This window comes from Nostoc sp. LEGE 06077, from assembly GCF_015207705.1.
Taxonomy (GTDB): domain Bacteria; phylum Cyanobacteriota; class Cyanobacteriia; order Cyanobacteriales; family Nostocaceae; genus Nostoc_B.
Genome location: NZ_JADEWI010000007.1, coordinates 192,284 through 201,331, shown reverse-complemented (window position 1 = coordinate 201,331; position 9,048 = coordinate 192,284). Strand labels below are relative to the sequence as shown.

The 9,048-nt window shown below is 40.8% G+C and carries 6 protein-coding genes, 1 tRNA gene and 1 pseudogene; 7 read left to right on the top strand and 1 reads right to left on the bottom strand.

The genetic code is table 11. The features are described from left to right. A pseudogene (locus IQ244_RS07605) lies at window positions 1-196 on the top strand (IS5/IS1182 family transposase); the annotation flags it as partial. Between the two features lie 186 nt (window positions 197-382). Here the strand turns inward: IQ244_RS07605 and accC are convergent. After that, complete coding sequence (gene accC, locus IQ244_RS07600; protein WP_193891521.1) at window positions 383-1,726, bottom strand: acetyl-CoA carboxylase biotin carboxylase subunit; 1,344 nt, start codon at window positions 1,724-1,726, stop codon at window positions 383-385. A gap of 432 nt (window positions 1,727-2,158) precedes the next feature. Here accC and IQ244_RS07595 point away from each other — a divergent pair. The 6 genes from IQ244_RS07595 (at window position 2,159) to tilS (ending at window position 9,027) form a co-directional block, all read left to right on the top strand. Beyond that, window positions 2,159-2,239: transfer RNA gene (locus IQ244_RS07595), tRNA-Leu, on the top strand. A 111-nt stretch (window positions 2,240-2,350) separates the two neighbouring features. Continuing rightward, window positions 2,351-2,980 carry a chorismate lyase gene (locus IQ244_RS07590; protein WP_193891518.1) on the top strand — a complete coding sequence of 210 codons (630 nt, stop codon included), beginning with the start codon at window positions 2,351-2,353 and terminating at the stop codon, window positions 2,978-2,980. Between the two features lie 838 nt (window positions 2,981-3,818). Further along, a complete protein-coding gene (locus tag IQ244_RS07585; protein WP_193891516.1) occupies window positions 3,819-5,567 on the top strand; it encodes a DUF3352 domain-containing protein in 1,749 nt (582 codons plus the stop codon). A gap of 145 nt (window positions 5,568-5,712) precedes the next feature. Next, window positions 5,713-6,759: a c-type cytochrome biogenesis protein CcsB gene (gene ccsB, locus IQ244_RS07580; protein ID WP_193891513.1), complete on the top strand. Its 1,047-nt coding sequence runs from the start codon at window positions 5,713-5,715 to the stop codon at window positions 6,757-6,759. 510 nt (window positions 6,760-7,269) lie between these two features. Then, window positions 7,270-8,007: a hypothetical protein gene (locus tag IQ244_RS07575; RefSeq protein ID WP_193891510.1), complete on the top strand. Its 738-nt coding sequence runs from the start codon at window positions 7,270-7,272 to the stop codon at window positions 8,005-8,007. A gap of 36 nt (window positions 8,008-8,043) precedes the next feature. Beyond that, complete coding sequence (gene tilS, locus IQ244_RS07570; protein ID WP_193891507.1) at window positions 8,044-9,027, top strand: tRNA lysidine(34) synthetase TilS; 984 nt, start codon at window positions 8,044-8,046, stop codon at window positions 9,025-9,027. Window positions 9,028-9,048 lie beyond the last annotated feature (21 nt).

Here is a 9,048-nt window from a genome sequence, read left to right as displayed (position 1 = left end):
TTGCGAAGATAAAAAGAGTAATCGAGACTTAGCCAAAGTTCGAGTTGTCGGTGAGCATATTAATCGGAAACTAAAGATATTTAAAATCTTGTCTGACCGTTATCGCAATCGGAGAAAAAGATTTAGTCTGAGATTTAATCTCATCGCTGGTTTGTACAACTATGAGCTTCGTCTCCCTAAAACTGAATCTGCTTAACTGACTTTTGCAAGAGGTCTATTATTAAATTTCCCCCTTGATTAACCAGGATTTTGTATTTAACGGGATTTACGATTAATCTCAACCAAACTGAGTACTTTAACAGGAAAGGGACAGGTAGTCAACTGAAAATAAGATATTTCTCAGCCTTCTACGCCTTCCCTTTACCTTCTACTTCCTAATTCCCTAGAGGTTCATTTCCTGGACAAAATTGGTGTAAACATTACCTTGTAAAAACTGTTGGTTTTCCATAATTCTTTGATGAAAACCAATAGTTGTCGGTAGTCCGGTAATGGCACACTCCCGCAATGCACGTTTCATCCGATTAATTGCAGTTGCCCGATCTGGCCCCCAAACGATGAGCTTGCCAATTAAAGAATCGTAATAGGGAGGAATCTGGTAATCGGTGTAAACGTGAGAATCAATCCGCACACCAGGGCCACCGGGGGGAAGATAACCGCTGATTCGTCCTGGAGCGGGACGGAAATCATGGTCTGGATCTTCAGCATTAATCCGGCATTCGATCGCATGACCACGTAAAACTACTTGCTCTTGAGTCAGTTTCAGTCTTTCTCCTTGAGCAACTCGAATTTGTTCAGCCACTAAATCTACCCCAGTAATCATTTCTGTTACAGGATGCTCTACTTGAATTCGGGTGTTCATTTCCATAAAGTAGAACTTCCCAAACCGATCTAACAGAAACTCAATAGTGCCTGCTCCAGTAAAGTTGATAAATTGGGCAGCTTTGACAGCCGCTTGCCCCATTTTTTCCCGTAGGTCTGAGTCAAGTGCCGGACTAGGAGCTTCTTCTAGGAGTTTTTGGTTGCGGCGTTGAATGGAACAATCCCGTTCACCTAAGTGAATCACATTGCCGTAATTATCTGCCAAAATTTGAAATTCAATGTGCCTTGGACGTTCAATAAATTTCTCCATATAAACGCCAGAATTACCAAAGGCTGCACCTGCTTCTCCTTGAGCCGCTAAGAAAAGTTTGACAAATTCATCCTCAGAACGGACTAAACGCATCCCACGTCCACCACCGCCAGCCGTGGCTTTGATCATCACGGGATAACCAATTTCCTTCGCCAGTGCTAATCCTTCTTGCTCAGACTCTACTAAACCATCACTACCGGGTACTGTTGGTACTCCAGCTTTTTGCATGGTTTCTTTGGCTGTGGATTTATCCCCCATTAAGCGTATGGCTTCAGGAGTTGGGCCAATAAAAGCAATATGATGAGCAGCACAAATTTCCGCAAATTTGGCATTTTCAGCCAAAAACCCATACCCTGGATGAATGGCAGTGGCATTACGCGTCAAAGCGGCAGCAATAATATTGGGAATATTTAAATAACTTTTACCGCTGGCAGGCTCACCAATGCAAACTGCTTCATCCGCAAGTTGCACATGGAGAGCGTTACGATCAACGGTTGAGTGAACCGCAACAGTTGCAATTCCCATTTCTTCACAGGCACGGAGAATGCGAAGTGCGATTTCTCCTCGATTAGCAATTAATATTTTGTCAAACTTCATTTTCTAGCTTCGATATTAGTACCAGTAGATTGACATTTTCTCTTATCTGATTAGCAACAAAGCTTTTACTTGGTTGCAAATTAAAGATCAGAGCTTTTGCAATATCATTCTCAGCAGTGGATGTACGCCCTTCGGAATTCTACAAAAATCAGGACTGCCAAGCCTCTACAAGTCTTAACCAGACTAACAGGATTACATCTGCTTGTCTGTGCCAGTTTCCCGCACTAGGCTGTGGGTTAGTTCAGAGCATCTTAAAGTAGCTATACCCCTTTTAATATCACTTGTGGCGCTATTACATTTCTGTTAGTCTGATATCCGCCTTCGGGAAATTTGTGAATATGTTCACTTAAATTTTTGGTAAATTTTGCAAAATTAGATATTACCTTACTATAATCACTTTGTTGTGCTATATTGGTTCTTCAGTGAACTCTAGCGGATGTGGCGGAATTGGTATACGCGCACGCTTGAGGTGCGTGTGGCTTTGCCTTGCGAGTTCGAGTCTCGCCATCCGCATTTTTTAGTCAATGGTCAATGGTCAATAGCTAAGTATTACTTATCTATTGACGTTGAACTGTTGACTTTTTTTGTGCTTTTATAGAGATAGATGAACTTTTGTAAATAACATTGACTGCTATTTTTACTCTGACAAACAACTCCACACTGCCATCAGCTTGGCACCGTCTGACTCCGATTTGGCAAGGAGACGAGGAAGTCATACAAAAGAGTTTGCCACACACACAACTGGCTCCGACTTGGCAACTACTGTTATTGGGCGATGGTTCTCCGACTCGGCATTTAGAATTGCTGACAGGTGAGCCAACGGAAGTAGATGTCATTGATATGTCATTGATTGGCGTAGATTTAGATGATGCACCCGATTTAATTCAAGCTGTACCAGGGCCAAGACTGCGACGACAGGTGTGGTTGCGGACTGCTTCGGGGCAGAGGTTAGCTTATGCGACATCGTGGTGGGAAGCCAGCCATGTAGATGAGTATTTGCAAAATCGTTCATTGCCAATTTGGGCAAGTTTAGCGCGTCTCCGCACAGAGTTATATCGAGATGTGCGGGGCATTTATTATGGAAACTCAACGGCGTTAGAGTCGGGCTTTGATGTGCAAGGGCCGTTTTGGGGTCGTCACTATTTGTTTTGGCATCATGGGCAACCTCTAACATTGATTTATGAGGTTTTCTCACCTTATCTAGCCAAATATTTGGGGTCGATGCAGCTAAGTTCTACTAACGGCAAAGTTTAGAATAAAGTAGCGATCGCCAAAATATAGCCAAGTTCTGAGTATGAAATCAGTTGCTTACAGGGATAGCTCAATTAACACTTTCCTAAAATCAATAACTACAGCTATCAAATCCCAACTAAGCAGGTAATTAAATATACTTGAGCCAAGAAAAATTAAGTTTAGATAAAAATTAAATTTTAAATCTACTGTTCATTTACCGCTATCTAGCCAATATTGGCATGATTTAGGCGCAAAAACATCGATAAATCACCAAGATTTGAGTTTTGACAATTTTGGTACAAATAGTCATCAGTAATCATGATTTCAAAAATTGGCCTATGAAAGCTATTTTTTTGAGCATTAAATACAGAATAACTAAATTATGTCAGTAGTAAAAATTACAAATAACAGGTGACTTGCAGCTGTTTGGAGCTAGTTATATCCTCATAATGCTGATAATAAAGTTTAAAACTGATGCAGAAAAGTCATCTGTTAAGAGTAACTGTCATAATTTAAGAACGTATGTGCTTAAAGGTTTTACTTACCTACACCTCTTTGTTAACCCATTGATACTAGGAATCAATGCGTAAGTTTTCAAATTCCTTCTCTAACTAAGATTGACTGATCAAAAAACTTTTAGAGAAAAGTTGCCTGCGAAATAGAGCAAAGCATGTTAAAAAGATTAACTAACAACAAAATTACTCCTTTTACAGCCAAAATAGCTAAGGTTAATTACCGAAGTATCAGCAAAAGTTCAGGGTAGAGGAAATTGTGAAAAAACTACCCAAAAAAGAGGGAAACGCTGAAGTTTACTTGACTAAGTAAGTAATAAGTTCGCAAGTATGAGGTATTGGTTTCAATGGCGCTGCCTATTGTGTCTGTTCCCATGAAGAAAAAACAGAAACCGTCTCTGGCCTTGACGCTCTCGGCTACTGGTTTATTAATTATTGGTGGCGGAGTTGCTTATCGGTTGTTCAGCCAGGGGCATTTATATTCTGGAAATTTACTAGTAGGTGCAAATATTATTCCGAGCGATGCTTTGTTTGCTGCGTCTCTCACTACAGATGCCAAACAATGGCAGAAATTACAGGAATTCGGCACAAAAGAGTCCCAAGCAGAACTGAATAAAACTTTAATTCAGCTGCGCGATCGCTTTCTGACCAATAATGGTTTTAACTTTGAGCAAGATATTCAACCTTGGGTAGATGACGAAGTTACCTTTGCTATCTTGGCTCCTGAAACTAGTCAGCCTGCCCCTAAGCCTGTTGCTACCGATGGTGTTGCCGCAAATAGTCAGCAGTCCATAGTTATGGTTTTGCCTGTCAAAAACCCAGAGGTTGCCCAAAGAATTTTGTCCCAGCCAAAAGCTTTGAAAACCGGTAAATGGATTGACCGCACCTATCAAGGAACGCCGATTAAACAAAGCGAAGGGCAATTCGGTACAAGTCTTTCAGCAACATTATTAGATCAACGCTTCCTCGTTATTACTGATAATCCCAAAGCCGTAGAACGGGCGATTGATGCCTACAAAAATAAAACATCCTTAGCGACAGTCGGGAGTTTCGCCGAAAATTTCCCGAAAATTGCTGAATCTCACTCTTTTGCTCAATTTTACGTCAATGTCCCTACAGCAGCCAAAATCGCTACTACTGCGCCTAATCGTCGATTACCGGCACAAGTTTTGGCACAACTGCAAAATAACCAAGGTTTAGCAGGGGCGATTACTTTAGAGTCAGAGGGAGTCCGCTTAAAGGGAGTTTCCTGGCTTAACCCTCAAAGTCAGCGCCTACTATCAATCGACAACACAGCAGGTAGTATGCAGCAACGAATGCCAGCAGAGACCTTAATGATGTTATCTGGTAGTAATTTGCAAAGGTTGTGGGGAGATTATATTCTCACATCTCAAGGTAATCCCCTCTCACCCGTGTCTCCAGAACAACTGCGTAGTGGCGTAAAATCGCTGATCAATCTCGATTTGGAACGGGACTTGTTGAGTTGGATGAAAGGCGAGTTTGCTGTTTCACTGATTCCTAACACATCAAAAAACGGCACCCCAGGAGATTTTAGAGCCGGATTGGTATTCATGATCAAAGCCAGCGATCGCAAATTAGCTGAAACATCTCTCCAAAAGCTGGATGATGTAATTAAAAATCAATATCAATTCCAAATTCAACCAGGAACGATCGCCAATCAACCTGTTGTCAACTGGATTGGGCCTTTTGGTACTTTAACTGCCAGCCACGGCTGGTTAGATAAGGATATCGCTTTTTTAGTATTGGGCGCTCCCGTCACCGATAAAATTGTGCCTAAACCCAACAACACACTAGCCAGTAATCTTGCTTATCAACACACGGTTCCAACAGAACTCAATCCAACAAATGGGGCATTTTTCCTAGATGTTGAACGGATGGTAAATAACTTTACACTTAATACCCTATTTCCCAAACAAAAAACTTTTTTAGAAGCAACTCGTTCAATTGGCGCAACAACTTCTGTGAGTGACAGCCGCAGTACCCGCTACGATGTCTTTCTCTCGCTGAAAAAATCTCCTAACTCAGCAACTTCAAGTAATCCAGCATCTACTCCCAATATTAGTAGCTCAAAGTAAATCCTGTCCGTGGTATTAGTTGCGTCAGTCTAGCAGTATCACACACATTAATTTATTCTATCTACCCTGAGTCTCTAATTAAACTCAAGTTAGGATCAAAATAGTTAGAAGCGCAACTTTAAACAATAACGGTGGAGAATACTGTATGAATCTGGTTGTACTCCAGAACTGGCTAGACAACGCCTCATTTGCTGTGTTATTTCTCACCATGCTGGTTTACTGGGGAGGAGCAGCTTTTCCAAATCTGCCAGCACTTGGTGCTTTAGGGACAGCTGGAATGGCGATCGCTAATTTGTGTATCGCTACTCTTTTGGGCGCAAGATGGATAGAAGCTGGTTATTTCCCCCTCAGCAACTTGTATGAGTCGCTGTTCTTTTTGACGTGGGGGATTACAGCAGTTCATTTAATTGCGGAAAATGGGACTCGTAGCCGCTTGGTGGGAGTTTTTACTACACCTGTAGCAATGGGAATCACGGCATTTGCGGCTCTCACCTTACCATCAACCATGCAATCAGCAGAGCCATTAGTACCAGCATTGAAATCTAACTGGTTAATGATGCACGTCAGCGTCATGATGTTGAGCTACTCTGCTTTGATGGTAGGTTCAATATTAGCGATCGCTTTTCTGGTGGTGACACGCGGTCAAAATATCGAACTACAAGGTAGTTCTGTTGGGACTGGTGGCTACCGCACTAATGGTTATCGTTTACACAAAGCAGGTGAACTAGTTACTCAATCAGCAGTTGCGGAAAATAACGGTTCTGCTCTTCGTTTTGACAGCAATACTAATAACGGCAACACTGCTGTTATGAATTTAGTAACTGCAACCCCTGAAGCCGCAGCAGCTACAGCAGTTCTTTCACCCCAACGGCTCAGTCTGGCCGATACCCTAGACAATATAAGCTATCGCATCATTGGGCTAGGATTTCCCCTGCTGACCATTGGGATTATTGCTGGCGGTGTTTGGGCGAACGAAGCTTGGGGTTCTTACTGGAGTTGGGACCCGAAAGAAACCTGGGCCTTAATTACTTGGTTAGTTTTTGCAGCTTACCTCCACGCTAGAATTACTCGCGGTTGGCAAGGTCGTCGCCCCGCAATTTTAGCGGCAAGTGGCTTTGTTGTCGTCTGGATTTGTTATCTTGGTGTGAATCTTTTAGGTAAAGGATTACATTCTTACGGGTGGTTTTTTTAATAGCTTTGCCCCTCTTCATCGGTCTACAGTGTACACACAAATGTTCGTTGAGTGCATATGTCCCGCCTCGGAATGAATTCCGAGTCTTGTCGCGCAAGTCATCTCAAGATGACTTAACCAGAAATATATTCCAGTCCACGCTTTGTGGACTTTGGCTATGAGCCTGGAACTTTAGTTCTAGGCGGGATACGGTTTCAGACTGCAAATTTTCGAATTGTGTGTACACGGTAGCTTCATCGGTGGAGAGGGGTTAAATCATAGTAAGTAATCAGGAGTCAGAAGGTTTAAAGAATCAGGAGAAATATTTGATGAATTAATTTGCTAATCCTATGGATACTTCTAAATTCTGACTCCTGGGTGCTGAATTCTTACAAATCATATTTGATTATTTGTTACTTTTAACTATATTTTGGGAACTATGGATGTAATTGCCGAAGATTTTTATCTTAATTAACATTAACTTTTGCAAAATAATCTTTAGTTTTCTCAAAATTTGGAGCAAAAATAAATATGGCTGATGGACTATCCAATTTAATTTATGGAGTAGCAGGCGGCGGCTTTATTACTTTTATTATTAAAATTACAGAAACTTATTTAGTTGCGCCTCGTTTACAAGAATCTATTGATGCTCGCAAAAAACTTTACCTTTATGCTCGACCACTATGGTTAGCTTGCCATGAATTAGAGTTCCGCTTGAACTCAATAATAGATAAAATTAATGAACCATCTGGGCCTGGCTATGCCTTGAAATTATCGCCAAAAAATGCTTCTTCTTTAGATTGGTTTACCAAAGAAGGCTATTATGTAACTTCCACAGCTTATTTAATATCTACTGTTGCTTGCTGGATTGCTTTATATGAAAGAGATGTTGTATTTTTACCATTTGTCAACAAAAAGTTGACAACAGAATTTTTCTACTTAATTGAAGATTTTAAAACAGCTATCTCCAGCAAAAATAGTATTCTCTGGTTTTATTATGTCAATGGTATTGGAGATAACCTCATAGATAAAGGAACAAACCATCCAATAACTCAATCTGAGTTTAGCTACAGATTGTATAAAGATGAATTATTTAGAGATTACTATGACCAGTTATTTCAATTTCTTCACAGAGTTGCTGATCAAGAATTCAGAAATACTTTAGAAGAAACTATTAAAAATTTGATAAAAATCAAAGAATTTTTAGAAAAAAATAAAATATCCATCAAAATGACAAGAGAAACCTATACTAAAATACCATTTGCCTAATTTAGTGTGCGTGCGTCTGCGCGGTAATATTCAAAAATGGTATGGACATCTCTACACGCAAAAATTCATCGTACTATCCGATCGCGTAATTTATTTCAACATCATGAACGCCTATTAGTGGCTGTTTCTGGTGGACAAGATTCTCTATGCTTAATTAAATTACTATTAGACTTACAATCAAAGTGGTCATGGTATTTAGGTATTGCTCATTGCGATCATTGTTGGCGTGATGATTCCCAAGCCAATGCTGATCATGTCAAAAATGTGGCGAAAAATTGGGGTGTAGATTTTTATTTAGAAACTGCTAAAGAACCCGTAAATAGTGAAGCGGTGGCGCGGAATTGGCGGTATCAGGCTTTAAATGCGATCGCCCAACAATACAATTATCAATATATCGTTACTGGACACACAGCCAGCGATCGCGCTGAAACTCTGCTTTACAATTTAATGCGTGGTACTGGTGCTGATGGTTTACAAGCTTTAACCTGGCAACGTCCTTTATCTGCCAAAATTACCCTAGTGCGCCCACTATTAGAAATCACTCGTCCAGAAACAGGGCAATTTTGTCAAGATTTTCAATTACCTATTTGGGAAGATTCTACCAATCAAGATGTCAAGTACGCCCGTAACCGCATCCGCCAAGAATTAATTCCCTATTTACAAACAAACTTTAACCCTAAAGTAGAATCAGCTTTAGCCCAAACAGCAGAACTTCTACAAGCAGATGTTGAGTATTTAGAACAAGCAGCGCAGCATTTGCGGGAAGAAGCGATGATGGGGAGTGCGGATGATCTAAAACTAAAACTCAATCGTCGGGTATTACAGCCAGCAGCATTAGCCTTACAACGTCGGGTGATGCGACAGGTATTGCTAGAAATACTACCTGACGCACCTAATTTTGAACATATTGAAAAATTAACCGCCTTAATCACAGCCCCGAACCGTTCGCAAACTGATCCCTTTCCTGGTGGTGCGATCGCGCAAGTTCAAGGTGATTGGATTATCATCAAGAATGAATAATCAAGTCTAAAATATTTTTCC